18 protein-coding genes and 1 pseudogene are annotated in these 26,939 nt (G+C 36.8%); 5 read left to right on the top strand and 14 right to left on the bottom strand.

Annotation, left to right across the window (positions count from 1 at the left end; translation table 11 throughout):
- Nucleotides 1-96: 96 nt before the first annotated feature.
- The 6 genes from QRE67_RS03605 to treR all read right to left on the bottom strand — a co-directional run bounded on the left by QRE67_RS03605 (nt 97) and on the right by treR (nt 11,884).
- Nucleotides 97-4,338, bottom strand: coding sequence for a S8 family serine peptidase (locus QRE67_RS03605; protein WP_286123582.1), 4,242 nt, complete (start codon nt 4,336-4,338; stop codon nt 97-99).
- A 560-nt stretch (nt 4,339-4,898) separates the two neighbouring features.
- Nucleotides 4,899-5,540 carry a response regulator gene (locus QRE67_RS03600; protein ID WP_286123581.1) on the bottom strand — a complete coding sequence of 214 codons (642 nt, stop codon included), beginning with the start codon at nt 5,538-5,540 and terminating at the stop codon, nt 4,899-4,901.
- A gap of 1 nt (nt 5,541) precedes the next feature.
- Nucleotides 5,542-7,374, bottom strand: a complete 1,833-nt coding sequence (locus tag QRE67_RS03595) for a GAF domain-containing sensor histidine kinase (RefSeq protein ID WP_286123580.1) — start codon at nt 7,372-7,374, stop codon at nt 5,542-5,544.
- A gap of 540 nt (nt 7,375-7,914) precedes the next feature.
- On the bottom strand, nt 7,915-9,573 hold the full coding sequence (gene treC, locus QRE67_RS03590; protein WP_286123579.1) for an alpha,alpha-phosphotrehalase: 1,659 nt from the start codon (nt 9,571-9,573) through the stop codon (nt 7,915-7,917).
- 15 nt (nt 9,574-9,588) lie between these two features.
- Nucleotides 9,589-11,016 (bottom strand): PTS system trehalose-specific EIIBC component, encoded by a 1,428-nt coding sequence (treP, locus tag QRE67_RS03585; RefSeq protein ID WP_286123578.1) that lies wholly within the window; start codon nt 11,014-11,016, stop codon nt 9,589-9,591.
- A gap of 157 nt (nt 11,017-11,173) precedes the next feature.
- On the bottom strand, nt 11,174-11,884 hold the full coding sequence (gene treR, locus QRE67_RS03580; RefSeq protein ID WP_286123577.1) for a trehalose operon repressor: 711 nt from the start codon (nt 11,882-11,884) through the stop codon (nt 11,174-11,176).
- 478 nt (nt 11,885-12,362) lie between these two features.
- Here treR and QRE67_RS03575 point away from each other — a divergent pair, with 478 nt between their 5' ends.
- Nucleotides 12,363-13,787 (top strand): amino acid permease, encoded by a 1,425-nt coding sequence (locus tag QRE67_RS03575; protein WP_286123576.1) that lies wholly within the window; start codon nt 12,363-12,365, stop codon nt 13,785-13,787.
- 248 nt (nt 13,788-14,035) lie between these two features.
- Here QRE67_RS03575 and QRE67_RS03570 read toward each other — a convergent pair whose 3' ends face one another.
- Both QRE67_RS03570 and QRE67_RS03565 read right to left on the bottom strand, forming a co-directional pair.
- Nucleotides 14,036-14,797, bottom strand: a complete 762-nt coding sequence (locus QRE67_RS03570) for a C39 family peptidase (RefSeq protein ID WP_286123575.1) — start codon at nt 14,795-14,797, stop codon at nt 14,036-14,038.
- A 163-nt stretch (nt 14,798-14,960) separates the two neighbouring features.
- The gene (locus QRE67_RS03565; protein WP_286123574.1) at nt 14,961-15,275 is read right to left on the bottom strand and encodes a hypothetical protein; all 315 of its coding nucleotides are present in this window, start codon (nt 15,273-15,275) and stop codon (nt 14,961-14,963) included.
- Between the two features lie 282 nt (nt 15,276-15,557).
- Here QRE67_RS03565 and QRE67_RS03560 point away from each other — a divergent pair, with 282 nt between their 5' ends.
- The 3 genes from QRE67_RS03560 (at nt 15,558) to QRE67_RS03550 (ending at nt 20,031) form a co-directional block, all read left to right on the top strand.
- Entirely contained in the window at nt 15,558-17,087 is a 1,530-nt protein-coding gene (locus QRE67_RS03560) for a cardiolipin synthase (protein WP_286123573.1), read from the top strand.
- A 163-nt stretch (nt 17,088-17,250) separates the two neighbouring features.
- Nucleotides 17,251-18,144 carry an ATP-binding protein gene (locus QRE67_RS03555; RefSeq protein ID WP_286123572.1) on the top strand — a complete coding sequence of 298 codons (894 nt, stop codon included), beginning with the start codon at nt 17,251-17,253 and terminating at the stop codon, nt 18,142-18,144.
- Nucleotides 18,145-18,147: 3 nt separating this feature from the next.
- Nucleotides 18,148-20,031, top strand: a complete 1,884-nt coding sequence (locus QRE67_RS03550) for a vWA domain-containing protein (RefSeq protein ID WP_286123571.1) — start codon at nt 18,148-18,150, stop codon at nt 20,029-20,031.
- 91 nt (nt 20,032-20,122) lie between these two features.
- Here QRE67_RS03550 and QRE67_RS03545 read toward each other — a convergent pair whose 3' ends face one another.
- From QRE67_RS03545 to QRE67_RS03535, 3 genes are read right to left on the bottom strand one after another with little or no spacing between them, the layout of a single operon-like run.
- The gene (locus tag QRE67_RS03545) at nt 20,123-20,545 is read right to left on the bottom strand and encodes an NUDIX hydrolase (RefSeq protein ID WP_286123570.1); all 423 of its coding nucleotides are present in this window, start codon (nt 20,543-20,545) and stop codon (nt 20,123-20,125) included.
- A 58-nt stretch (nt 20,546-20,603) separates the two neighbouring features.
- Entirely contained in the window at nt 20,604-21,569 is a 966-nt protein-coding gene (locus tag QRE67_RS03540) for an L-threonine 3-dehydrogenase (protein ID WP_286123569.1), read from the bottom strand.
- Between the two features lie 45 nt (nt 21,570-21,614).
- Entirely contained in the window at nt 21,615-22,805 is a 1,191-nt protein-coding gene (locus QRE67_RS03535) for a glycine C-acetyltransferase (RefSeq protein ID WP_286123568.1), read from the bottom strand.
- Between the two features lie 229 nt (nt 22,806-23,034).
- On the opposite strand from QRE67_RS03535, the pseudogene QRE67_RS03530 reads away from it, so the two are divergent.
- Nucleotides 23,035-23,145, top strand: a pseudogene (locus tag QRE67_RS03530) (SAM-dependent methyltransferase); the annotation flags it as partial.
- A gap of 773 nt (nt 23,146-23,918) precedes the next feature.
- On the opposite strand, the gene fpuD reads toward QRE67_RS03530, so the two are convergent.
- From fpuD to QRE67_RS03515, 3 genes are all read right to left on the bottom strand, one after another.
- Nucleotides 23,919-24,740: a petrobactin ABC transporter ATP-binding protein FpuD gene (gene fpuD, locus QRE67_RS03525; RefSeq protein ID WP_286123567.1), complete on the bottom strand. Its 822-nt coding sequence runs from the start codon at nt 24,738-24,740 to the stop codon at nt 23,919-23,921.
- A 64-nt stretch (nt 24,741-24,804) separates the two neighbouring features.
- The gene (locus tag QRE67_RS03520; RefSeq protein WP_286123566.1) at nt 24,805-25,863 is read right to left on the bottom strand and encodes a FecCD family ABC transporter permease; all 1,059 of its coding nucleotides are present in this window, start codon (nt 25,861-25,863) and stop codon (nt 24,805-24,807) included.
- On the bottom strand, nt 25,860-26,864 hold the full coding sequence (locus QRE67_RS03515; RefSeq protein ID WP_286123565.1) for a FecCD family ABC transporter permease: 1,005 nt from the start codon (nt 26,862-26,864) through the stop codon (nt 25,860-25,862). The genes QRE67_RS03520 and QRE67_RS03515 overlap by 4 nt, the downstream gene beginning before the upstream one ends.
- Between the last annotated feature and the right edge of the window lie 75 nt (nt 26,865-26,939).

Below are 26,939 nucleotides of genomic sequence, written 5' to 3'. Positions count from 1 at the left end.
CGTCACTGGTACATATTCATCATAAAGTAAAACTTTAATCAGAGTGGGGGGGCTCCATTCCCCCACTCTGAATTTCACTTCAGGAATTATACTTGCTTATTTGTTCGGCTCTAATCCAATCGAGCGCAAGATTTTCTCTAATGTCACTGGTCCAACATTTTCTTTTGGCTTCTGATTCTCTTTGGCATCTGGACCTTTTTTCAAGAAGTTCTTCTCGATAAAACGAATGTCTGTTTCGTTCACAACACCATCTTGATTAATGTCACCATCTTTTACAGACACTTTTTCTTTTTCATATGATAGAGCTGCGATTCTAGCATCTTGAATATCCACCATTTTATCGCCGTTTACATCACCTGCAAGGTTATCATCCATATTAGCTCCAAAATTTTGTCCCACTAATTCTCCATTCTGCATTTTACCTATTTTTGCTGTTAATTTACTATTCAAATGCCCCGGCATCTCCACAGTAATTTCATATTCTTTATCACTTACAGGAACATTATGAATTTCAAAATAACCGTGTTCATTGATTGTTCCTGTATATTTCTTTCCATCCTGGCTAACCGCGTACGCTTTTGCTCCCAATTTTGTGTAGTCGTTCTTACCTAAATATCCCTCTTCACTCAAGAATGCTTCTGGTCCAATATTTCCTCTAACCATTGAATGTTTCGCAATAATAGCAAAGGATTTATCTTTGAAAGTAGGAATCTCAACGCCTTCTGATACACCAGATTTTGTATAAGAGAATTTATTTACTCCAAATGAATATAATTCATTATAATATTCATCACCCGTCATTTCGAATGTAACATCTAAAAACGGTGTGTCTCCATCTAATCCCTTAAACTCTGTCCCTTCTAAAGATGCGCCAACTTTTACCTTATCTTCCCAAGTTCCTTCTGTATTTATAACCGGATCTTCTAATTTCAAGTTTAGTCCATGTTGTTTTGCATATTCTGTAAGTGCTGGATTTGGTTTGACGTCTGTAAATTTAAACAGCTGTTTCATATAAGGAATCTCAAATGTACCTGACATAAGCTGTTTTACATTATTTAGATTTAAAGTTAGAGTAATTTTTTCTCCTAACTTCATTGTATCTTTGTCATAGCTTGGAGCAGCATATTCTGTTCCTTCTTTAACAAAGGTATAATCTTTAAATCCATTCCCTATATTCCCTGCAGTCGCAGTGTCATATCCAAATAACCTTAAATTTAACGGTTTATTTATTTCCTCTGGAAGTATTCCAAATTTAAAATCACCGTTTGCTTGAATTGTATTCAACCAACCTGACGGCATACTAGAGTTTTCATAATAGAGAATTGAATTGGCTTTTTGATCATACGGAAGACCTTTTGCCTTTAATGCATCTACCGTAGAGTCATAAATATTACCATGAACCCATAATGCCCGTTGACCATCTTCCTCCTTGAACATTGATTCATTTACCTCATGAATACCAGGTTGTACATCAGTAAATTTTATTTCAGGTTGAACATTGTCAATAATCAGGCTATCACCTTTTGTATAAGAATTTCCTTCTTTATCATATCCAACGAGTTCAAGTTCGTAATCCCCATCAGGCAACGTGACAGGCTTATCCCCAATTGGTTGGTTAGGATCACCTGTAAATGGGAATACAAAATCGGACATACCTCTGAGCATATAATACTCAACATTTGGAGTGAGTCTGCTTGCGTCAAATGTTCCTGCAATTCCTAATGCTTTTCCTGTTTTTCGATCCTTAACAACCGCATCGATTGTTTCCATTGGGCTGTTCAATGTAAATGCCAATGGTGAAAATGGTGCTAGCATATATTGGTGGAAGTTACTTCGGTCTGTTGCCATCGCATCTCTAGATAAATCTACAGATTTAATTCCTGGTTCCATTAAGCGAACCGCAAACGGAATTTGGTATGTTTCGTTTTCATTATTTTTATTCGAAATATGGATATATCCCTCATATATGCCGAGTTCTGCGTTTTCTGGAATGAGAATTTCAGGATGAATTTCTCCAGATGTACCCGGAGCTACTTTAATAGAATCTTGTACATTCAATTTCACACCATTTTTCGCTGCATCCTGCACACCTACACTCGTTGGTGAAAACTCTACTTCTAATTTGAACTCTTTTTCCTCTGTTTGATTGTTGTTTTTAATCATAACTTTTCGGCTATCTTTAATTGGTGCATTTGCCAATTTATTTTTATAACCGAATGCAATAGAGCCCGTTTTTTCTTCAATTTCTACTTCTTCATCATTTACAATGTTTGACGTTTTATCGATAACCTCGATAGATGTATCCGCATGAACTGCATGATAAGCATCAATTCGTCCTGATCCCACTTCATATACAGAGCGCTCTTCTTTTAAATCAACCGCTGTGTTCATAAGCGCCTCTTTCACTTCAAACGGACTGTAGTTTGGATGTTCTTGTAAAATTAATGCTGCTACCCCCGCGGTATGAGGACTCGCCATGGATGTACCCGACATACGCCCATACGCTACCGGGTAATTGTCGCCATCTTTTGGATCATTTATATATTCAGGAACAGTAGAGAAAACAGACACACCCGGCGCTACAATATCAGGTTTAATATCATCTGTTTTATTTGCAGGACCTCGTGAACTAAAATCAGCTAAGTAATCTCCTTCTGTTTTTGTGTTACTCAGTTCCCCGAATGTTAAAGATACATCTCCTTGTACAGCTTTTGCTTGTAATTTCTCACCATCTGCTTTTGTTAAGCGGAAAGATGGAATCGATGATGTACTTTCTCCAAGATAACTTGTAATTTCACCATCTGCATTGTTGTACACAATCACAGCTTTTGCGCCTGCTTCCTTAGCATTTTTAATTTTTTCATCAAATGTAATCTCACCACGTTGGATGAGTGCTAGCTTTCCTTTTACATCTTTTCCAGTAAAATCACCTGATTTTCCAAGTCCCGCATATACAATAGGTAATGATTTCCCTTTTAAATCCTCTAGTTTATCAGTAAAGCTTTTTCCAAGCAGCATCATCTTATCCACATGTAAATCACCTGTATCAGCCGAAAATGTTGGAATTGTCATCGCAGCGTCGCTTGCTCCAACTGTAATCGGAAGTGCCGCCGCACTAGGTGATCCAATAGTCCCTTCTTCTGGACCAGTATTTTCTGCCGCTACAACTGCTACAACACCGGCTAACATCGCGTTGTTCACTGCCACAGAAGTAGGGTATAAAGGATCATTAATGGAAGCGCCTAATGACAAGTTAATAACATCCATATCGTCTTTCACTGCTTTGTCAATTGCAGCAAGAATACCATTTGTTTGGCCGCTTCCATATGGACCCAGTACACGATACGCATACAAATCTACATCAGGAGCTACCCCTTGGACAGCATAATCTACCTCATTTTTCTTACCTGCAGCGATTGTTCCTGCTACATGTGTGCCGTGAGATGTATAATACGCACTTCCATTATTGAATTCAGGAGCCCCCCCTGAATTTTGCCAGTCTTTATATGTTGTTTCCATCGGATCAGCATCGTTATTAACAAAGTCCCATCCTTTTACAGCGTTTGGATCTATTTTGTTTGGAAATTCTCCTTGCTTTGTACGATATCCTTTATATGCATCTTTTAAATCAGGGTGGTTATAATCGATACCCGTATCCAATACTCCCACCTTAATTCCTTTACCTGTTATGTTTTCTGCATGAAGCTTGTCCACACCGATTTGCGGTACGCTATCTGCCATTTTTGGCTGTATAGCAGCCTTAGCTGATTCTTTTGGCAGGTCAATTTTGATCTCCTGATCTTCCCATACGCGCTTTACAGTACCAGAGCGAACTAAATCTTCAATGATATTGCCAGGCAAGGACATTGCCACACCATTAAAAGCGTTTTTATATTCTCTTGTTATTTTTGCAGATTTAAAATCTTTTCCTTCATCTTTCTTTTTTTGAAGCTGCTCCAGTGCGGATTTAAATTCTTTATGAGATGCTTCCACCTTTTGTTCAGCAGTAGAAAGAGCTAGTTTCTTTCCTTTTGCTGCTTGTTTTAGCACCTCAATTTTAGCAGGAGCTTGCTTGAACTCTACAATTACATTCACATTCTCATGACTTGCTGTATTGATGCCAGGTGAAATAACAAAGCCCGGTTTTGCATCTAATGTTTTTAAAGCATTACGCTGTTCCTTTGTGAGTCCTTTCAATACAGAATTTGCATCAGCAATTCCAGTTAAAGTAGATGTGTTTACGTTTTCTGCTAATACGTTATACGGAATTCCTTGAGACAATAACATACCTGCAGCCAGCGTTCCAATAAGAACCTTTCCAAATTTCCTTCTCTTCATATGGCATCTCCTTATAATTACAAAATTATTTTTCTCTAAACCTCATTAATTATCTTGTGAATATTCTGATTTTTTAACGTTGACAATTCTATCAATATAGTTGCCCATACATTAATCCTTTTTTGACATGAAGCCCCTCCCTATAATTGTTTTTACCAACAAGTTTTTACAATATGCATTCCAAAAAATATTACACTATGATTCTATTTACATATTATTTCACATTTTTATTTTTTTGAAAATTGAACAAAAGGAGTACTTTTAGTTCTAATGATTCTATACCTAAATAGTACAAAAGAACTATCTTGTTCTTTATTCTTTGTAATATATATACATACAAATTAAAAAGCCGACATAAAACCCTTCTTTTTAAGTGGGAGAGAGCATCCGGCCATGCATAGAAGCGGTCAGATCCTTTTCCTGCGCAGACATAGTGAAAACAAAGAGAGAAAACGAGTGCAGGTCACCTTTTGTTATCCATAGCCGTAGCTATATGTCGAAAAATCAAAATGGATTTATATAGAATAAAGAAACACGATAGTTCTTTTAAACTTTTTTCTTTAATCAAACGGAACCAGTTGATTTCGAACCGCATAAATAACCGCTTGCGAACGACTCTTTACATTCAGTTTTTTGAAAATTTTATTGATGTGAATTTTAACTGTCTTGTCACTAATATATAGAGCTGCAGCAATCTCTTTATTACTAAGACCCTTGACCAATTCAAAGAGAATTTCCTTTTCGCGCTCTGTCAGCTCATTTTCTTTTGGTTCTGATTTCATTTGTTGCTGATGATACGTAATTAATTTTTTAGTCATGCGCGGATGAATAACTGAATCGCCTTGATATAACATTCGAATTGCTGCCACTACTTGCTCCGATGATGAATCCTTCAATAAATAACCATCAGCACCAGCCTGAAGCGCATCCATTAAATACTCATCATGCTCATACATAGTCAAAACGAGAACTCGGCATGTTGGATACTGTTTTTTCACCAGCGACGTGGCTTCAATTCCATTTTTTCCAGGTAGGTTGATGTCCATCAAAATACAATCCGGTCTGCATTCCTCAACTTTCTCCAATACTTCGTCCCCAGAGACCGCTTCTCCAACTACTCTTATATCGGATTCAAGCTCTAGTATGCTACGAATTGCGTCCCGTAAGAAAGCATGATCATCCACTTCTAATATTTTAATCATTTTACGCACCCCTTGTCTGTGAATCTGGAATTAACAGTGTAATTTCTGTTCCTTTCCCTACAGAACTATCAATCTGTAAAGTAGCCCCCAGCTGTTCAGCTTGTTCATTCATATGTAATATACCATAATGTGGCTCACACTTCGTTTTAACCATAGATTCAAATAGAGAAAAGCCAATTCCGTTATCCTTCACCTTTAAAAGTACGTGCTCACGCTGATAGCTTAACAGAACATTAACTTTTTCCGCTTTTGCATGCTTAACAATGTTCTGCAAACTCTCTTGGAAGGTATCAAAGATGGCTCTTTCTTTAGAAAAACTGAGTGTTCGAGAATGTCCTCTTTCATTGAATCTAATGTCTAGTTCGTATTCTTGTTTTAAAGATTTTATTTTACTTGCGATCGCTTGTTTGAGTCCTAATTGTTGCGTTGGATACGGCTTTAAAGCATAAATAGAATAGCGAATTTCCCCTAAGCTTGACCTTAATTTCCTTATACTTTTCTCCACTACTTGCTGCATCTCAATTGGTTTATCACAGTATTTTTTCTGGGCGGATTCTAGTTGGAATATTACTCCGGCCAACGCTTGTGCGATACCATCATGAATTTCGCGTGCAATTCGATTTCTTTCTTCTAAAATCATTCTTTTTTCCTGTTCAGAAATGAGTATCCTTGTTTTAACTACGTTAGCTAATTGGTTAGAAAACGTCGCTAAAGACTGCACATCTTCCGGAAAAAAACCTGCATTTCTACTTTTTCCTGCAACAAACATCCCAACCAATTCGTTATTTACAATAAGAGGAAAATATGCAATCGAGCGTATAACATCGTCAAACACTTCATCCCCAGGAGCCATACCAGCTTTCCAATCATTAAAAACAACATTTTTGGATATTTCCTCAAACGCTCCATATATATCTGAATAATTAGAAATATCAGACTTTAATTTACCATCCTTTAATAGAAGATTCCAGTCTCCATCATCTTTTGTCCATATTACATATGCTTGTATTCCAAAAAAACCTTTAAGCGATTGTTTTATATGCTTCAAGTTCCCTCCAGATAGCCCACGACTTATCTCCGTTGTAATAAGAAACAATTCATATAACCGTTCTTTTTCTATCCGTATTCGCACAGAGAAAGAGCTGATGACTGAGATTGCTGCAAGTGGAAAAAAGAAGAACAGCACTGTAATCTCGTTTATCTCCACACTATATTGACTATCTAAGATATGCATAAGAGCAGCGTAAAATAAACAAAAAGTTTCACAAAGAAATACCGTTACGGTTTTTTTGTACCACTGACGTATCGAATACGGCTGAGGAAGGAGTACCATTAAAAGATCGTAAAAAAGATTGTTAAAAAAGCTAAAAAACATACTGAACAATAACAAGAACGTTAATTTCTCATATAAGACTGGCATGTTCATTCCGCTAACTAATAAAGACATACATTCGTTAGAACACCATTCTGCCAAGATCAAACTCAGAGCATGCTGGGTACCATTAAATAGTATCCTTTCCATCGGTGAACGACGAAGAAGATGAATAATTAATGTAACAAATACAAGAGCGATAACAGTTATATTCGTTCCAAACTGCCAACTCATAGCGTAAAAAATCGGAAAGTTAAGAGAGCTAAATCCTCTCCAAAATCGTACAGGAAAATACTCAGCAATCCCCATAAATATCAATAGCAATACAAGTATTGTTGGGTGAGAAGGGATTTGAAATTCAAATAAGGAAATACTTATAGAAATCAAACCAAGAAAAGAAATAAAATAAAGATAAAAACTAGCCACTCGTTCTGTCATAAAAATAGAGTCTACCTTTTTCAAAACATTCCCTTCTTTCTTTATAAAGAATATATTTTCTCTATTATCCAACAAAAAACCGGCACTGGCAAAATGGGAAAACCCCACTAGCCAATCACCGGCTGTGTGCTACACCTAAACAGGCAAGACACAAAATTAGTATAAATCCTTTTTCTTACATTTTCTATCAATCAAATGGTGTAATTATAAACGCCATTTGTCCTAATCTCTATAGAACAAAAGATGTATGTGTTACTAGTATAAATGAATACAAATATAGAACTATTGAATTCGTAAAAATAATACACCACATATTATTTATATCTTTAAAGAAAAGGCTGCCCAAAATTTCCGGCAGCCTAATTACAATTATTTACTATATAAATCCATTTTGATTTTTCGACATATAGCTGCGGCTATGAATAACAAAAGGTGACCTGCACTCGTTTTCTCTCTTTGTTTTCACTGTGTCTGGGCAGGAAAAGGATCTGACCGTTTCTATGCATGGCCGGATGCTCTCTCCCACCTGAAAAGAAGGGTTTTATGTCGGTTTTTAATTTGTATTTATATATATCGATACACGATAGATTCATACGGTCTCAATACAAGATTTCTAATGTCTTCACCTGAATCCTCATAATTTGATATTAATATTTCTTGCTTCATTCCATTTACTCTAGCTTCTTCTGGTACGGAATATGTTATTGTTTCCTCATAAAAATTATTTACAACAAGTAATACTTCATTATCTAACTTACGAGTATACACCCAAATATTCGGATGATTCATATCTACAATTTCATATTTACCATCTGTAATTACATCATACTTCTTTCTAAGTTCAATTAGCTTTTTATAGTGATAGAAAACAGATTGTTTATCTTGCAGCGCCTTTTCTACATTGATATCTTTGTAATTCTTTGCAACCGAAATCCAAGGTGTACTTGTTGTAAAACCAGCATTCACTTCCCTATTCCACTGCATAGGAGTGCGCGAATTATCACGAGATTTCTGCTGTAGGATACCAATGATTTCTTCGTTTGATATTCCTTCTCCTTGCTTCATTTTATAAATATTTAAAGATTCTACATCACGATACAAATCTATATTATCAAAACCTGGATTCGTCATTCCAATTTCTTCACCTTGATAAATATAAGGTGTTCCTTGCAACATATGTAGCGATGTTGCTAACATTTTAGCAGATTCATTTCGATACTGTTTATCCTCACCAAAACGAGAAACAATGCGAGGCTGATCGTGATTGCACCAGAACAACGCATTCCATCCCCCGCCCTGCTGCATCTCAATTTGCCAATTTGACATAATTTCTTTTAATTTCCCAAAATCAAAGTCTGCTTTCGTCCACTTATCTCCATTTGGGTAGTCTACTTTTAAATGATGAAAGCTAAATGTCATACTTAATTCCTTACGCTCCGGATTCGAATACTTAATACAATTATCGATTGTTGTAGATGACATTTCTCCAACTGTAATTACATCTTTTCCCGTAAATACATCTCGATTCATCTCTTGTAAATATTCATGAACACGCGGTCCATCTGTATAATACTTACGCCCGTCACTTGTAGCTGCTGTTCCCTCATCATTTAAAAATCGTTGATCTTTAGAAATTAAATTAATTACGTCAAGGCGAAATCCTTTAACCCCTTTTTCAAGCCAAAAGCGCATCATCTCGTATACTTCTTCTCGAAGTTTTTCATTTTCCCAATTTAAATCAGCTTGTGTTTTATCAAATAGATGCAAATAATATTGCCCTGTTTTTTTATCATACTCCCAAGCAGAGCCACCAAATTTAGACTGCCAATTATTCTTTTCATCACGCCATATATAGAAGTCACGATACGGGCTATTTTTATCCTGACTCGCCTCTTTGAACCATTTATGTTCCGTTGAGCTATGGTTTACGACAATATCAAGCATAATATCAATTTCACGTTTTTTCGCTTCCGCTAGAAGTTCTTCAAACTCTTCCATCGTTCCGTAAGACGGATCTATAGCATAATAATCGCTCACATCATACCCATTATCATGTTGCGGTGAGTGGTAAATGGGTGTTAACCAAATGTAATCCACCCCTAACTCTTTTAAATAATCCAGTTTCTCTGTAACGCCTTTTATATCGCCTGTTTCTTTATTATAATAGCTATTAAAACTTTTCGGATAAATTTGATAGACAACGCTTTTGTGCCAATCTTTCATGTTGCACTACCTCCTCTATTTCTTTTTTGCTCGTTTTGCGAATAACCATGTTAAAACAAATGGAACTAAAGCTGCGATTACCATTCCAACAGCAAACATTGGAATCGATTTCGGAATGATAGAAATAAATGCTGGTAACCCACCAATTCCGATAGCTGGTGCTAACACACCATTTAATGTAATAAACACTGCCGCAATTGCCGATCCTGTAATCGCTGCATAAAATGGGAATTTATTTCGTAAGTTTACACCGAACATCGCGGGCTCCGTGATACCGAAATACGCCGAGATTGCTGATGTTGATGCCATGCTTTTATCATTTTGATTTTTTGAGATCCAGAACATTGCCAGCGCTGCGCTACCTTGTGCAATATTTGAAAGTGCAATCATCGGCCAAATGAACGTACCACCATTTTGTGAAATTAACTGTAAGTCGATTGCAATAAACATATGATGCATGCCGGTAATGACTAATGGTGCGTATAATGCTCCAAATAATATTGCTCCTAAAGTAGGAACTGTTTCATATACACCAACTAAACCAGTTGTTAATAAATCTCCAATATAACGCGTAACTGGTCCAATAACTCCTAATGCTAACACGCCTGTTACAACAATCGTTGTAATCGGAACAACCAATAATTGAATGGCATTTGGTACGCGTTTCTTAAGGAAAATCTCAACCTTACTTAATACAAACGCCGCTACTAAAATCGGTAAAATTTGTCCTTGATATCCTACTTTTTCAATTTTGAAAAGTCCTAAAATGTCAAAGTACTCAATCTTTTGTCCATCAAGTCCTGCCGCTGCCTTTCCGTAATTCCAAGCATTTAATAAATCAGGGTGTACTAACATGAGTCCCATAACAATCCCAAGTATCGGACTACCACCAAACCGTTTCGTTGCCGACCAACCAACAAGTGCTGGTAAGAACACGAATGCCGTATTGGCCATCATATTAATTAAATCCCATAATCCGCCTAAGTTCGGGTATACTTCTAATAAATTTTTCCCATCAAAAAATAAGTCCTTTGCACCTAATAAATTATTAATCCCCATCAGTAAACCAGCTGTTACAATTGCTGGTAAAATTGGCATAAAGACATCAGAAAATACTTTTACAAACTTTTGCAGTGGATTTAATTTTTGATTTCCTGAATCTTTTACATCCGCTACTGTTGCTTCCTGCATACCTGCAAGCGTTATCAATTCTGCATATACACGATCCACATCTCCTGGACCAATTACAATCTGAAATACCCCAGCGTTATGAAACGCACCTTTCACTAAAGAAACCGCTTGTAGTTTCTCGCCATCTATTTTACTTTCATCTTTTAAAGCGATGCGAAGCCTTGTTACGCAATGCGCTGCTTGGTCAATATTTTCTTTACCACCTATATATTGCAGCACTTCTTCCGCTGCTTTCCGATAGTCTTTCCCCATATCCCGTCCCTCTTTTCTTTTTTTGACAACGTTTACAATTACATATTAACTCGTATATATAAGTTAGTCAATACTCGTATATACGAGTTGATAAAAAGTTTTTCTCATTGTTCTCAAAATATACAAAAAGAGATGAAACATCTATTGTTTCATCTCTTTATTTTCTCCGCGCTACATCAGAAAAATGAAAAATATCAAGGCGGTGACGTGATTCCGTATATTCAAATTGGCTACCATCATATAAGTGCGTAAAGTTTTTTACAACGACAACGTAGTCTGTCCCATTTAAATCTAAATAATTGCGATCATCCTCTGTACAAGGCTGTACTTCAATGACGCGCTGTGCATAACTAATATGTAATCCTAATTCTTTTTCTATGTATTTATAAATGGATTTTTCAGCAATTTCTTTTGTCAGCCCTGGAATATGTTCCACTACAAAATAGTTCACATCTAAAATTACATTTTCTCCATCAATATTTCGAACACGTTTAATACGGTCAATTGTCGTTTTCGTTTTCACATTCAATAACTTCGCAACCTCTTTTGTTGCGTGAATTTGTTCCATTTCTACCACATTTGTTATGCAGTGGCGGCCAAGACGTTCATTTTCCTCCTGAAAACTTACAATACCTCCAAAGTTAAATTCAATATTTTTTCGCTTTAAAACAAAAACGCCTTTACCGTGAATTTTCTGTACAAACCCACGTTCCTGCAATAAATCTACAGCTTTTCTTACCGTACCTCTGCTCGCTTCGTACTGCTTCATTAATTCCGTTTCAGACGGAATTTTATTTCCTTCTTTTAACTTACGATTATCAATTAAGTTGCTTATATCGCTATAAATTTGCTCATACTTACTCATCATTTTAAATAACCCCTTGTCACCTTCTTTTTCTATTTGTATTATAGCATGTCAGAAATTCATTCCAATCTCTCACTTATTTTCCAATACAAGAAAAATATATATAAATATTTAGTCAATAATCCGCATTTTTATAAAATTTTTTATATTTTTCTTTTCATTTAAAAAAACATGTAGTATACTAATTTCAAAATCAGAGGAGAAAGGGAGCAAAGAACTATGCTTACTTATACAACTGTAGTTACATTTGCACAAAAACATCATCATCATACGTAAACCCTTGAAACCTAGCGGAAAAATTTACGCGTAGGTACAAGGGTTATTCCCGTTGTACCTACGTTAGGCAAAGAGCCATGTAGGTATTTTTTATCTACATGGCTCTTTTTTGTTTTCAAAAAACGCTAGATAAAGTGAACCTTCCACAAATGTGGAGTAAAAAAATGATGAATAAACAAAACTACTACAAAGGAGTTATACAATCATGGAAATGAAAAAATGGGGTTTATGGATTTTAACAGCATTTGTTGTTGGGAATATGGTTGGTGGCGGCGTGTTTATGCTTCCGGCAAATTTAGCAAACGTATCAGGCCCGATGGGATCTACACTTGCATGGACTATTACAGGACTTGGTGTATTTATGATTGCACTTGTATTCGGAAATCTTGCCATACGTAAACCAGAGTTAAAAGCTGGTCCACAAAGTTACGCACAAGCGATGTTTAAATCACCGAAAACAGGTAAAGTCGCTGGATATAGTATGGCTTGGGGATATTGGGCAGCGAACTGGGCTGCAACTGCTTCTGTTATTATTTCATTTGCAGGATATTTATCTACATTTTTCCCAGTTTTACAAAGTAAGCAAGTTCTCTTTACAATAAACGGTTTTTCCTTAGAACTTGGAAAAGGCCTAACATTTGCTGTATGTAGCATAATGCTATGGGGCATTCAATATATTCTTTCGCAAAACATTGACCGAGCTGGTAACATGAATCTTCTCGCAACAATCGCAAAGATTATTGGATTTACAATGTTCATTGTCATTACATTATTCATTTTTAATGCATCTAATTTCGGTGATGGCCAAACCTTTATGAATGAAGCCGGAAAGTCAATTCCACTTGGCGGACAAATAAATGCTGCTGCCATTGCAACACTTTGGGCATTTATCGGTATTGAATCAGCGGTCATGCTTTCTAACAGAGCAAAATCGCAACGAGACGTGAAAAAAGCAACGATTTTCGGATTGATTATTGCACTCCTAATTTACATGGCAATCACATTATTAACAATGGGTGCTCTTCCGCAAGATGCTTTAAAAGAATCACAAAAACCGTTAGTAGATGCTTTAAACCTTGCAATTGGCAATAACGGTGCTTATATTATGGCTCTGCTTGCACTTGTATCGTTATTCGGCTCTACTGTTGGCTGGATTGTCGTTAGTGCAGAAGTTCCTTATCAAGCAGCAAAGAACGGACTTTTCCCAAAATTATTTGGAAAAACAAATAAAAAAGGAAGTCCTTCAAAATCATTGCTTATTACAAATATTATGACGCAAGTTTTCTTGTTTTCAACAATATCTGGTACTGTTTCAGAAGCATATAACTTTGCTATTGTTGTTGCAACGTTAGCTTATTTAATTCCATATCTTGTTTCCACTCTATATCAGCTAAAACTTGTTATTACAGGGGAAACATATGATGTAATGCCAGGTTCTCGAATAAAAGACGGTATCATTACAATATTAGCGTTCCTATATTCCATTTGGGTGATCAAAACAGGAACAGCTGATTTAAAAACATTTTTCTTAGGTATCGGGTTATTTGTACTAGGACTTATTCTCTATCCAATTCTTATGAAAAACTCACCAACATCCGTGCCAGAACAACCAAATAAAAGAGCAAGCTAACACAAAAGGGAGTTGCCAGCTACATTCCACTTACAATGGATTTTTAGCTGGCAACTCCCCTTTTTTCTATAAAGATGGCATAGTACCTTTAGATTAGTTACTTCTATGTTGTTGAACATGATAGTCTTTTCGAGCTAACAAGACGATAGAAAGTCCCCCCATAAATACAGAACTAAATGTCTCCATTACATACACAATAAATAAAAAGCCAATCAACGTTTGACTTAACGAAAAAGGAGCTCAATTACCTAAGCTCCTTTTTCATAGCTAATCGCTTGCTTACCCATTTGCTCCCAAGCTGCTTGAAATTCATTTTTCGGAACAGCTATGTGCGGTTCCTTTCCGAGAGGATTATGAATATACACTTTGTCATTATCATAACCGGTAATAACTACACTATGCTCGTAGTATGTAATACGTATTGAGCCCTGCTCTGTCTCCCAAGTTCGAAACTGATCATCGGAAAGAGGGCGAAAAGTAGAATTCGTAACCACTAATACAGGTATACCAGAACGTATTTGCTTATAAATATTCTCTATATCTTTCCCTGTCAAATCAATTGCTCGCTCTCCTAAATATCGCTGTGCTAATTTGTAAATTGGCTTATGATATGCACCGTATCCAGGATAAGAATACGTGTAGATATTCCCAACAAACCCCTCATTTGGATGTCCATGCTTCTTTCCAATCCAAAACGGAACTTTGTGTATTTCCTTTGCTAGCTTCATTTTGTCTACTTGAATATTTGCCGACTGAAGTAACATTGTCAAACTCGTTACTTCACAACCCCTTTTTAATTCCGGAAGTTGTCTTATAAATGGAACATGTGATAATACAATTTTCTCAGGTAAAGGTTTTGGCGTCTCTTGTTTTACTTGCTGAAGCTTATATTGATTCGATTTCTGATCCGCTTTTACCGGTTGAGAAGTTCTCTTACTAGCAGGAGAACAACTCCCAAACAGTATTGTAAAGACAAAAAAAACCTTATACAACTTCACATATTTTTGCATATATATGATTCTGACTCCATTTCATATTAAAATGATTCCTTTCTATTGTGTACCATTACAGATAAAATTCTTTTGTTATTTTTTCCCGAATCATATATAGTTCTTTAGCCACTAAAAAAACAGACCGAAACAGTCTGCTTTTTGTTATCACTTACGTTACTTATTAATAAGCACCATATGGATATTGAGTTGGATATGTTACGGGATATGTCACAGGGGATGGTTCTGGGTACGCTACTGGATAAGGCGCTGGATAGTAGCCTCCACCACTCGTTAATGCTCCAGCCGTCAGTCCTCCTAACAAACCTCCTGCAAAACTCCCTGGAAAAAATGTATTTCCTCCCCATCCCCAACTACCGCCACCATGATGATGCCCGTGGTGATAGTCATGATAATGTCCATGATGATGACCACCATGATGATGGTGATGACCGCCATGATGATGGTGATGACCACCATGATTACGTATATTGTTCATTTCTCCTTCATCTCCCTTAACGCTTATTTCTTATCACCTTATGCAGGACAAATGTGGAGGGCATGGGTATTTTATCTATATTTGTGCAGAAAAAACAAAATGTCTTATAATAAGGATATTATAATAAGGCTTTTATTAAAGATAACTTACATTATGTCCCTCCTTACTGGGCAGTAAGTACGTAAGACTAATTCTCAGTAGAAATGAAAAAGCCTCATTGAGAAAAGTTTTATTTTATTGATGAGGGGTACATATAAGAAAGAATAGGTGAAGTTCATACATATGAAAAATCGTGTTGTTCAATTACTACTTGTTTTTACAATTGCAGCGATTGCTCTCATGCTCTTAAATAAATCCATCATCTCGTTATACACTTTTGTTGGTGTACTATGGCCCATCACTGTTATAGGGATTTCCTTCGTTATTTTTATTGAAAATCGTTCACCACAAAGCACATTAGCATGGTTTTTAGTATTAGCACTCCTTCCAGCTATAGGTGTACTATTGTACCTACTTTTTGGCCGAAGCCGCTGGAGACGAAAAAAACATTTACATCGTGCAGAGGAAAAGAGAAATGTATTCCGTGAGATTTTGGAAGACAAACGTTTAGATGTAGCACTCCCTTCCTCATTAAGTGAGCGGTCTACCTATTTAACCAAGGTTGTACAAAAATTTGGCGGTGGCCCTGTCGCAAATGAAACAGCAACAACGCTATTAACAAACGGAGAAGAAACATTTACTGAAATCATACAAGCTATCGAAAGCGCACAGCATCACATTCATATTCAATACTATATTTATCGCTCAGATGACATCGGTACGAAAATTCGAGATGCATTAATAAAAAAAGCAAAATCCGGTGTCATTGTACGGTTTCTTTTCGATGGACTTGGAAGCAATACACTACGAAATCGCTTCCTACGACCTATGAAGGAAGCCGGAATTGAAATTATCGAATTTGATTCCATTCTTTCACCGTGGCTACTTGAAACAGTAAATTACCGTAACCATCGTAAGATTGTTATTGTAGATGGAGTCATTGGTTTTACAGGTGGGCTCAACGTTGGCGATGAATATCTCGGTCGTTCTAAAAAGTTTCCTATTTGGCGCGATAGTCATTTAAAAATAGAAGGAAAAGCATTATATAAATTACAAGCTATTTTTCTAGAAGATTGGCTCTACGCCTCTAGCGGTTTAAACAATTATTCTTGGGATCCATTTATTAATAGAGACTACTTTCCAGGTCAAGGAGTTCATCAGGCAGAAGGCGCGGTTCAAATCGTCGCAAGTGGACCAAGCTCAGATGATACAAGTATTCGTAATGCTCTGTTAGCGGTTATGGGATCTGCAAAAAAGTCAATTTGGATTGCAACTCCATACTTCATTCCAGATCAAGAAACATTAACATTACTACGTTTAAGTGCAACTGCTGGAATTGATGTCCGCATTCTATATCCTGGAAAAAGTGACAGTGTTATTAGTGACCAAGCATCTCAATCCTACTTTACCCCACTCTTAAAAGCAGGAGCATCCATTTACCACTATAAAGATGGATTTATGCACGCCAAAATTGTACTTGTTGATGATAAAATCGCAACAATTGGTACAGCAAATATGGATATTCGTAGCTTTGAACTTAATTATGAGCTCATTGCAATGCTATATGAATCTACAACGGTTTTAGATATAAAACGTGATTTTGAGCAAGATTTTAAAGATTCCATAGAAATTAAATGGGATTCATTCAAAAAACGAAATATCGGAAAGCGAATACTCGAATCTCTTATGCGACTCATTTCACCTTTGCTGTAAATTTCTAAAAAGTAATCAAAACAAATTTGATTACTTTTTTCTTTTATAATGACGCACTTTTCCCACTTCTGTCTCTCTCTTCTTTTCTTTGCATCCCCTATTAAAACAAGTTATCATAAGATGTATTGTTTACTTTATGAAAATAATGTTAGGTGGGAAATACATGTTAGAACAATTTCATATACATGCTGATTTAAAGCAGCAACTAGCAACAATTCACGAAAAAAATGAACAAGCATCTGGTGAAAATACACATTTAATTGGAACAAAAATGTATAAAGCGTCAGATAGCAGTATTATTGAAGATGCAATTACAGCACTTCTGCTTGGCAAAAACATTCTATTAAAGGGGCCAACTGGGAGCGGTAAGACAGTACTTGCAGAAACACTTTCTTCCCTATTCCAAAAGCCAATGCATAGCATTAACTGTTCTGTTGATTTAGATGTGGAAGGTATTTTAGGATACAACACTTTGAAAACAAAAGACGGAGCATCTGAAGTTTCATTCGTTGATGGTCCTCTTATGAAAGCAATGAAAAATGGCCATTTCCTATATATCGATGAAATCAATATGGCGAAACCAGAAACACTACCTCTTCTACACGGGGCACTAGATTACCGTAAAATGATTACAAATCCATTTACACAACAGGTTGTATATGGAGACGAAGAATACCGCGTTATTGCCGCAATTAACGAAGGTTATGTTGGAACAAGCGAACTGAACGAAGCGTTAAAAAACCGCTTTGTTATCATTGAAGTTCCTTATATTCAAGGTGAAACATTAAAAGAATTATTATTATCTGAATCTAAATTACAAGACGTTGCAACGATCGAAAAATTTGTTGCATTTGCTAGCGACCTTATGCCACTTGCGCGTGATGGCCGTGTAAGTGAAGAAGCAGCGAGTATTCGTGGTATTATTGACGCATGTGACTTAGGCGTATATATCCCTGTTATGCGTGCGATTGAGCGAAGTATCATCGCAAAATTAAATGATGAAACAGAACAAATGACTGTCCGTGAATTAGCAGAAAGTTATTTCTTTGAGGGATAATTCATGAGACAAATTTTTAGTGACAAAAAAATCGATGCGTCGCTGTTTCTTCAAATGGAAAATTTAATGTATGCTCTTCTAAAAGAAGAGGATGCTTACTTAGAGTATGGCTACAAGGCATACTACGACGAAATTGAAAAAAAAGTGGTCATCAGTCACTTTTGGGATGACCGAAAAGAAGCGGACACAGTAATTGGATTAAAAAGCGAAGTGTTTTTAAAGGCACTTGGTAATAAACATTACTCGGACATGAAATTAATTCGTTCTTATGCAATCGAATTACAAGAGTTGCCTCTTAAAAAGTTTTTAACACAATTATTTGTTCTGCTAGAAGATTTACGAGTTGAGGAAATTGTGAAAAACTTGCGTCCTGGCACGAAACACATTTTTAGAAGACGTAAGGAAATGTATCGTAATTATTTTGGCTCACAAAATGAAATAAACCGTGTTCGTAACTATCATGGAGATCGTTTATTTTGTCTATGCTATCTTTCACTCACAAGCGATAAATACGAAATGTTTAACAACGAATATTTTGAACAAATTGAAGCCATTTTGCACGAAACGTTCCAAGCTCGCAATACAGAAGATACAATGTATATTGTTGAAAAAATTCGTTATCGCTTAGAAGGATTTCTTGAGCACGATATGCTCAACAACTACTTTGGGCACGCACCGCTCTACTTATCTGTTATTGCTGATGAAAAGAATGGCCGTCCTGAAGATTTAGCGAATGATGATGTCCAAATCGTAGATGACGATGATAATAAAAGTAAAATTAATGAAAGCTTCTCTACATGGCATCGTGAAAACAAAAATAACGAAAATGAAAACTTCTTACGCTTCGAATTAGAAAGTGGTACAAAAACAAATATGATGGGTGACACGGCTCGTGAGTCTGAGGATGGCGATCAGGCGCTCGGCTCGGTACAAGGTACTTCCCAAAAAAGTACACAGTCAAACTTTGATGGGGCCAGTGCAGAAGATGCGAGAGCTTCCCACGCTTCTAGTCAAAATGAAGGCATATACGGTAAATATAACGTTGGTGCCTCTCATACATTTAAAGAAGCGCGCAAGCCAAACCCTGATGACAAGAAAGACTATCAAGCCATCAAATCAGTCATTAATAAAGACGTAAAAGAATTAAAGAAAATTATTGAAAAAACGATTGAGAACAAAACAAACGCAAATAGTGATAAATATTACGGTAGACTCCGCAAAAAGTTTTTACGTATTTATACAGAAAAACAACCGCGTATGTTTTATAAAAAAGGGCAAGAATCACAAGAACTTGACGTTGCATTTCAACTATTAGTCGACTGCTCTGGCTCTATGTATAACAAAATGGAAGAAACGAAAAAGAGTGTTGTTCTATTCCACGAAGCATTAAAATCATTAAAAATCCCACATGCAATTAGTGGATTTTGGGAAGATGCTTCTAGTGCTACACCGGAAGACAAACCAAATGTGATTCATGAAGTCGTAACGTACAGAAATTCAACTCTTCCAAGCGTTGGACCAGAAATTATACAACTTCGTGAAGAAGAAGATAACCGTGATGGTTACATTATTCGCATCGTTTCTGAAAAGCTTGCAAAACGACCAGAGAAACATAAATTCTTGCTCGTATTTACAGACGGTGAACCATCTGCATTAGACTATCAACAAGATGGTATTTTAGATACACACGAAGCGGTAAAACTCGCGCGTAAAAGCGGTATGGAAGTCATCGGAATTTTCATTGAAGAAGGCGAAGCAAAAGAAGCAACTTATCAATTGATGAAAAATATTTATAACCATCACTTCTTAGTTGCGAATCACGCTGAGGATTTACGATTGAAGATTAAACCGTTATTGAAGAAATTATTACTGAAGACGATTGAATAAAAACCAGGAGCTAAATAAGCTCCTGGTTTTTTATTCACTATTTGTCGAAGAGTCGATATTCCATGTCGAATCGCCGATAAAATCTCCTCTGCTATTCAATTTCTTTTTGGAATTTGTATGGAATGGATGCCTCTAATAACGATCCAATTCCCCCATCATAATATGGAAACCGATCATTTGCCGTTTTTATATCTATCCATTCTACTACTGAAATCTCATCTGCATCTTGTATACCAGTTTGACCATCTATCACACTGGCGTGAAAAGTAATCAATAACGCATGATTTCCTACCTCAGTAAAAAACTTTTCATTTATTGCAGCAATTCCCTGTATCTCTACAGTTAACCCTGTCTCTTCTTTTACCTCTCTTATCGCTGCCGCTTCTAATGTTTCTCCTTTTTCCACCGCACCACCTGGTAATGACCAAGCATCTTGTTCCACATTATGTACCATTAATACTTGATCCTGTGCCTTATTATAAATTAACGCATAGACAACATCGACTCTTTTCATGTATTTCTCCTTATTAAAAAATAATTAAAAGCCGACTCATATGAATCGGCTCTTTTCCTTAATTTAATATTAACTCAGCTGTTAACTTTTTTTTTAACTTTGCAAGCATATCAGCTGTCATTTTATCTAAATCGTAGTCTGCTTTAAAGCCCCACTCGTTTTTCGCTGCTGTTGCATCGATTGAGTTTGGCCAGCTATCAGCAATGGTTTGACGAGCTGGATCAACAGCGTAATCCATTGTAAACGTTGGAATATGTTTACGAATGGATGCAGCAATTTGTTCTGGCTCAAAGCTCATTGCCGTAATGTTAAAAGCGTTGCGATGTTTTAATTTACTTGGATCTGCTTCCAACAATGAAATAATTGCTTGCAATGCATCTGGCATATACATCATATCCATGTATGTTCCTTCTGCAATGTAAGAGGTGTAAGTACCTTTTTTAATTGCTTCATAATAAATTTCAACCGCATAATCTGTTGTGCCGCCTCCAGGAGGAGCAACGTAAGAAATTAAACCTGGGAAACGTACGCCACGCGTATCGACACCAAACTTTTGATGATAGTAATCACATAAAAGTTCCCCAGCTACTTTGTTTACCCCATACATCGTAGTTGGACGTTGAATCGTATCTTGTGGTGTATTATCTTTTGGCGTTGTTGGACCAAATGCACCAATAGAACTTGGCGTGAAAAATTTACACTTTAATTCACGTGCTGCTTCTAATGCATTTACAAGTCCGCCCATATTTAAGTTCCAAGCAAATAGCGGATTTTTTTCTGCAGTTGCGGAAAGTAAAGCTGCTAAATGAATGATTGTATCGACTTCATTACGTTTCGCAATATCATGTAGTTTTTGACCATCTGTTACATCTAACGTTTCAAATGGACCAGACTTTACAACTTCACTATCTGTTTCGCGAATATCTGTCGCAATAACGTTTGATGCGCCGTATACATCACGAAGTTTCATTACGAGTTCAGAACCAATTTGACCTAAAGAGCCGGTTACTAAAATTTTTTTCATTTCTCTCCACTCCTCATTTGCAAGCTTTCAAAAGATGTAAATGTATTAAATAATCCCCATTTCTTTACCCACTTTTTCATACGTACGAATTGCTTCATCTAGCATTTCTTTCGTATGAGCCGCTGTTGGCATGTTACGAACACGACCTTTTCCTTTTGCTACAGTCGGGAATACAATTGATTTTGCATAAACGCCCTCTTCATTTAAGCGTTTACTAAATTGTTGTGTTACTACTTCATCACCAATAATGCAAGGAGTAATCGGTGTTTCACTTTCCCCAATGTTAAAGCCCAGTTCTTTTAATCCTTGTTTCAAATAGCGTCCGTTTTCCCATAGACGATCATGTAATTCTGTACTCTCCATTAAAATTTCAATAGATTGCATGCATGCTGCCGCGTCTGCAGGCGTTAACGCTGTTGAGAATAAGAATGGACGTGAACGAACTTTTAACCAATCGATTAAATTTTGCTTACCTGCCACATATCCTCCGATAACACCAATAGCTTTCGATAGTGTACCAATTTGGAAATCTACTTTATCCGAAAGGCCGAAGTGCTTCACTGTACCTGCACCTTTTCCAAGTACTCCTGAACCATGCGCATCATCAACATATGTCATTAAATCTAGCTCTTCCGCAATCTCAACAATTTCTGGTAATTTCGCAACGTCACCATCCATTGAGAATACACCATCTGTAATAACCATTAATTTATTGTAAAGACCGGATTCTTTCGCTTCGATGGCTTTTTTACGTAAATCTTCCATATCGGAATGTTTATAAACGATAATCTTCGCTCTGGATAAACGACTACCATCAATGATAGACGCGTGATTTAATTCATCAGAAAGGATTGCATCATTTTTATCCATAACAGCTGAAATCGCTGCCATATTACAATTAAATCCAGATTGATATGCGATTGCTGCTTCTGTATGTTTAAATTTCGCAATTGTTTCTTCTAATTTGATATGCAAATCAAGTGTACCGTTAATTGTACGAACTGCACCTGCTCCAACGCCATATTTATGAATAGCACCAATTGCTGCTTCTTGCAAACGATTGTCTGTCGCTAAACCAAGATAGTTATTTGAAGATAAATTAATATATTCTTTCCCGCCGATTGTAATGATTGGTCCATTCGGACTTTCTAGCGGGTCAATCACATTATAAAGTCCCTTTGATTTTAAATCCTCTAAGTTTTCTTCTAAAAAGTTTGCAAGTGTTTTACTAGACATTGTGAAGCCTCCTATCGTTCATGTAAGCGGATTATTATCTTAATAATGCCAATAATTCCTCTACTAGCTTAACACGTTTTTAACATTTATTATAGAAAAATAGCTTAAAGAAAACGCTTACATTAAATAATTATATATGATGGAACAAAAGAAATCTATCATGATTATCTAAATTTTGATAGATTTAAAAAAATCTTTCTAGGGGATGAGACAATGGCATTTACAAGCGAGTGGCAAACGTGTAGAACCATGGATTGACCAAGAAGTGATCAAATATCATCTCACCATTGAGCAATACTTTACTTCCCTGCAGCAAGTTGGTTTTACGATTACGAGTTTATGAGAAGCCACACCGGAAATACAGCATTTTCAAAATGAGAAAGAATATACGCGTATATAAATTCAAATTAAAAAACTGACATAAAACCATTCTTTTTAGGTGGAAGAGAGCATCCGGCCATGCATAGAAGCGGTCAAATCCTTTTCCTGCCCAGACACAGTGAAAACAAAGAGAGAAAACGAGTGCAGGTCACCTCTTGTTATCCATAGCCGCGGCTATATGTCGAAAAGTCAAAATGGATTTATATAGTAAGAAGAAGTATGGAACGGAAAAACAAGATCCATTTATATAAATTCAAATTAAAAAACCGACATAAAACCATTCTTTTTAGGTGGGAGAGAGCATCCGGCCGTGCATAGAAGCGGTCAGATCCTTTTCCTGCCCCATGCCAAGTGAAAACAAAGAGAGAAAACGAGTACAGGTCACCTCTTGTTATCCATAGCCGCGGCTATATGTCGAAAAGTCAAAATGGATTTATATAGTAAGAAGAAGTATGGAACGGAAAAACAAGATCCATTTATATAAATTCAAATTAAAAAACCGACATAAAACCATTCTTTTTAGGTGGAAAAGAGCATCCGGTCATGCATAGAAGCGGTCAGATCCTTTTCCTGCCCAGACATAGTAAAAACAAAGAGAGAAATCACCTTTTGTTATCCATAGCCACGGCTATATGTCGAAAAATCAAAATGGATTTATATAGACTGCGCATTCCTCTCTTCCTCCTCTTTTTTTGTAAAAAATAAGGAAGCGATGAAGTATTCATCGCTTCCTTATCTTGATATTTGTGCTGCCTGTGGAAGTAAACATCTTCCTCTTCCATGTGGAATACATAGTGGCGTTCCAAACAACGGATCCATTGTAATTTGACAATCCATACGGAATACATCACGAACTAATTTACAATCAATCACTTCTTCTGGTCTTCCTTGTGCATAAATCTGTTTATCTTGAATGGCTACAATGTTATCGGCATAGCGGCACGCTAAGTTTAAATCATGCAATACCATAACAATTGTGCGCTGCTCTGTTTCATTTAGTTCAAATAGTAAGTCAAGCACTTCAATTTGATGTGTCATATCTAAGTATGTCGTTGGTTCGTCTAGTAAAATAACATCTGTATCTTGCGCAAGAGTCATTGCAATCCAAGCACGCTGACGTTGTCCACCAGAAAGTGCATGAACATCGCGTTCAGCAAATTCAGTCATTCTGGTCGCTTCAAGTGCCTTCCGCACCATTTCTTCGTCTTTTTCTGACCATTGTTTCAGCCATGTTTGGTATGGATAACGTCCTTGTTTCACCAATTGCATCACCGTAAGACCTTCTGGCGCTTGTGGTCCTTGCGGCAAGATCGCCATTTGCCGAGCGATTTGCTTCGTTTGCATGTTTTGAATTGCCTGATCATCTAACAAAATATCACCAGAGGTTGGTTTTAATAAACGAGCAAGCGAGCGTAGTAAAGTTGATTTCCCACACCCGTTAGAACCGATAAAAATCGTAATCTTTCCTTTAGGAATTTCAAGATTTAATTCATCAATAATAATTGTTTCACCATATGACAATGTTAATAATTTTGTCTCTAATGCTTTTGGCATACGCATCTTCCTTTACTCCGTTTTAGTAGACAGTAACGTCAGAACTGCCTATGTATATTTTTCTTTATGAATTACGACTTTTATAAAGTAAATAAATAAAATACGGAGCACCGATTGCTGATGTAAAGACACCAGCAGGAACTTCAAGCGGTGCAAAGACTGTGCGTCCAATTAAATCTGCCGCAAGTACTAAAATAGCACCAACGATAGCCGCAACTGGAAGTAATGCGCCGTATAAAGAACCAACTAACCTTCTTGAAATATGTGGTGCCATTAAACCAACAAATCCGATTCCACCTGCAAACGCTACCGCTCCTCCAATTAATGCTGTACTAAGTAGCAATAGGAAAAAACGTGATTTTGTTAAACGAATTCCAAGTCCAACAGAGATGTCATCTCCAAGCTCTTGCGCATTTAAATGCCTAGCAGCAGCAAAAGCAATCACTGTCAAAATAAGAACCCAAGGTGCTAACACCTGAACATTTTGCCATGAAGATCCGTAAACAGTACCGGTAATCCACACATTAGCTTGACTCGCTTGATAAATAGGTGCTAACAGCATAAATAATGTTGTCGCTGCCTTTGTCAGCGCCCAAAATCCCACACCAATTAAAACAAGACTGATCGCTGACAATCCATCATTTCTCCAAGCGAATAAATATACAAAAAATGCAACAATCGTTGCACCAACAAAGGCAGCTAGTGGCATATAATGAATGCTTACTGTTAATGCATTATTCTTATCACTAAATAGAGCAAGAAATAGTACAACCGCTACACTTGCACCACCTGTAATCCCGATAATATCAGGAGAAGCAAGTGGATTTCGAACGAGCCCTTGTAAAATACAGCCGGCTACAGCAAGAGCAATTCCTACAAGAATCGCAATTAAAATACGGGGCATGCGAAACTGATTCACAACCATATTCGACATCGCATCACCGCTGCCAATTAACGCTCGCCATACATCGTACGGAGCTACTTTCATATCTCCCATACCTGCACTCGCAAAAAATAAAACGAGCAACAAGGCTAACAAACTGAATAAGACAAGACAAGCTCGTTTGTACATTAAAAACGAGAGGCCGTCTTTTCCTATACGAAACGGAATATACTTCTTCATTTGCTAAGTCCTCTCTTACGTGCAATATAAATAAAGAATGGTGCACCAATAAATGCTGTCATTACCCCTACTGGAACTTCTTGCGGCATAATGATATACCGTGCAGCGATATCTGCAAGTAGTAATAAAATAGCGCCTAGTAAACCGCTATATGGAACTCTCCAGCGATGATCTACCCCAACAAGAGCTCTTGCAAAGTGAGGAGTAATAATTCCAACAAATCCAATTGGACCTGCAACAGCAACCGCCCCACCAGATAATAGAACAATGATTACCATCACAAAGGACTTCATCATCACCGTTCGTTGTCCAAGACCTTTCGCTACATCTTCTCCCATCATAAGCGTATTCACTTTTCCTGCCATCATAAGAGAAGCAATCCATCCAAACAATAAGTATGGAAATACAGATTGTAATACCTCTAGCTTTCTACCTTGTACAGAACCAGCAAGCCAAAACAGTACTTCTTCTAATGCTTTTTCATTTAACACGAGCAATCCTTGTGTTAAGGAAGAAAATAGAGCACTAATCGCTACCCCTGCTAATGTTAACTTGAGCGGAGTTGTCCCTTCTTTTCCTAAAGAACTAGAAGCAAATACAAGTGCTGCGGCTAACGCTGCCCCTAAAAAAGCAATCCACGTAAACGCAGATAAAGATGTCACGGAAAAAATAACAATCGCTACGACAATGAAAAAGGCAGCCCCTGAGTTTAATCCAATAAAGTCTGGAGCAGCAAGCGGATTCTTTGTTAAAGTTTGCATAAAGCAACCTGAGATGGCTAAACTAGCACCAACACTAGCTGCAATAAGTGCACGGGGAAGACGTACATTTTGAATAATAATATGTTCATTAGAACCATTAAAATGGAAGAAAGCATCCAGTGCTAATTTCCAGCTCGTATTTGTATACCCGAAAATAATACTCCCCCAAATACAAGTCAGAACTGCAATGATTCCAACAAATAGTCCAATCCATTTTGCTTGATTTGTTTTTAATAGCATGCAGCGTTTCTCCTTCAATGCATAATGATACGTTGTTAGTGTATTGTACCCCAATTCTGGTTGTCAATTGAAATT

Origin of the sequence: Bacillus sp. DX3.1 (assembly GCF_030292155.1) — a bacterium.
Taxonomy (GTDB): Bacteria; Bacillota; Bacilli; order Bacillales; family Bacillaceae_G; genus Bacillus_A.
Note: the sequence above shows the minus strand (reverse complement) of the source record. Positions and strands in the feature narration are given on the sequence as shown.

Bases quoted from the DNA above. Each gene is read 5' to 3' on its own strand.
- QRE67_RS03605 (WP_286123582.1), bottom strand. From the start codon at position 4,338: ATGAAGAGAAGGAAATTTGGAAAGGTTCTTATTGGAACGCTGGCTGCA.
- QRE67_RS03600 (WP_286123581.1), bottom strand. From the start codon at position 5,540: ATGATTAAAATATTAGAAGTGGATGATCATGCTTTCTTACGGGACGCA.
- treC (WP_286123579.1), bottom strand. From the start codon at position 9,573: ATGAAAGATTGGCACAAAAGCGTTGTCTATCAAATTTATCCGAAAAGT.
- treP (WP_286123578.1), bottom strand. From the start codon at position 11,016: ATGGGGAAAGACTATCGGAAAGCAGCGGAAGAAGTGCTGCAATATATA.
- treR (WP_286123577.1), bottom strand. From the start codon at position 11,884: ATGATGAGTAAGTATGAGCAAATTTATAGCGATATAAGCAACTTAATT.
- QRE67_RS03575 (WP_286123576.1), top strand. From the start codon at position 12,363: ATGGAAATGAAAAAATGGGGTTTATGGATTTTAACAGCATTTGTTGTT.
- QRE67_RS03570 (WP_286123575.1), bottom strand. From the start codon at position 14,797: ATGCAAAAATATGTGAAGTTGTATAAGGTTTTTTTTGTCTTTACAATA.
- QRE67_RS03565 (WP_286123574.1), bottom strand. From the start codon at position 15,275: ATGAACAATATACGTAATCATGGTGGTCATCACCATCATCATGGCGGT.
- QRE67_RS03560 (WP_286123573.1), top strand. From the start codon at position 15,558: ATGAAAAATCGTGTTGTTCAATTACTACTTGTTTTTACAATTGCAGCG.
- QRE67_RS03555 (WP_286123572.1), top strand. From the start codon at position 17,251: ATGTTAGAACAATTTCATATACATGCTGATTTAAAGCAGCAACTAGCA.
- QRE67_RS03550 (WP_286123571.1), top strand. From the start codon at position 18,148: ATGAGACAAATTTTTAGTGACAAAAAAATCGATGCGTCGCTGTTTCTT.
- QRE67_RS03545 (WP_286123570.1), bottom strand. From the start codon at position 20,545: ATGAAAAGAGTCGATGTTGTCTATGCGTTAATTTATAATAAGGCACAG.
- QRE67_RS03540 (WP_286123569.1), bottom strand. From the start codon at position 21,569: ATGAAAAAAATTTTAGTAACCGGCTCTTTAGGTCAAATTGGTTCTGAA.
- QRE67_RS03535 (WP_286123568.1), bottom strand. From the start codon at position 22,805: ATGTCTAGTAAAACACTTGCAAACTTTTTAGAAGAAAACTTAGAGGAT.
- fpuD (WP_286123567.1), bottom strand. From the start codon at position 24,740: ATGCCAAAAGCATTAGAGACAAAATTATTAACATTGTCATATGGTGAA.
- QRE67_RS03520 (WP_286123566.1), bottom strand. From the start codon at position 25,863: ATGAAGAAGTATATTCCGTTTCGTATAGGAAAAGACGGCCTCTCGTTT.
- QRE67_RS03515 (WP_286123565.1), bottom strand. From the start codon at position 26,864: ATGCTATTAAAAACAAATCAAGCAAAATGGATTGGACTATTTGTTGGA.